Here is a 658-nt window from a genome sequence, read left to right on the forward strand (position 1 = left end):
CGTCGAAGATGTCGGTGGCATAGGTGAATCCGGCGGCGATCCCGTCCGGTGCACCGGACTCGTCGAACGTCTCGGCGACCACCAGTTCGAGATCGACCTTGACGACGGGCGGCGTGTACTCCGCGACCGTGACGGTCAGGTCCGGCAGCGTGATCTCTGGTCGCTGGACGCTCTCGAACTCGAGGGACACCTGGAACAGCGGTGAGCGGGAGGTCGACCGCGCCGGATCCACGGCCTCGACGACGCGCTCGAAGGGCAGGTCGGCGTGCAGGAAGGCGCCGAGATCGACGTCCCTGGTGCGGTCTAGTACCTCGGTGAACGACCGGGAGCCGTCGACAGGCGTGCGCAGGGCGAGTGTGTTGACGAACATGCCGACCAATGGGTCCAGCCGGGGATCGGGGCGGCCGGCGACGGGGGTGCCGATCACGATGTCGGAACTGCCGCTGAGGCGGGCGAGGAGGACGGCGAATACCGCGTGAATCGCCATGAAGAGCGTCGAGTTGTTCTGCCGCGCGAGCGCCACTAGTGACCGGTGCAGGTCCCGTCCGATGTGGAACACGACCCGATCCCCGTGGTGGGTGCGGTGGGTGGGTCGGGGTCGGTCGGTGGGGAGGGGGAGGGTGTCGGGGAGGTTGGTGAGTGTGGTGGTCCAGTAGGT

General features: G+C 67.8%; 1 protein-coding gene. It reads right to left on the minus strand.

Annotation, left to right across the window (positions count from 1 at the left end; all coding sequences use genetic code 11):
• On the minus strand, positions 1–658 hold a 658-nt coding region (locus AC1D1G_RS45810; protein ID WP_477957013.1), incomplete at both ends, for a condensation domain-containing protein.

It is taken from the genome of Rhodococcus sp. P3_B8, from assembly GCF_056402775.1.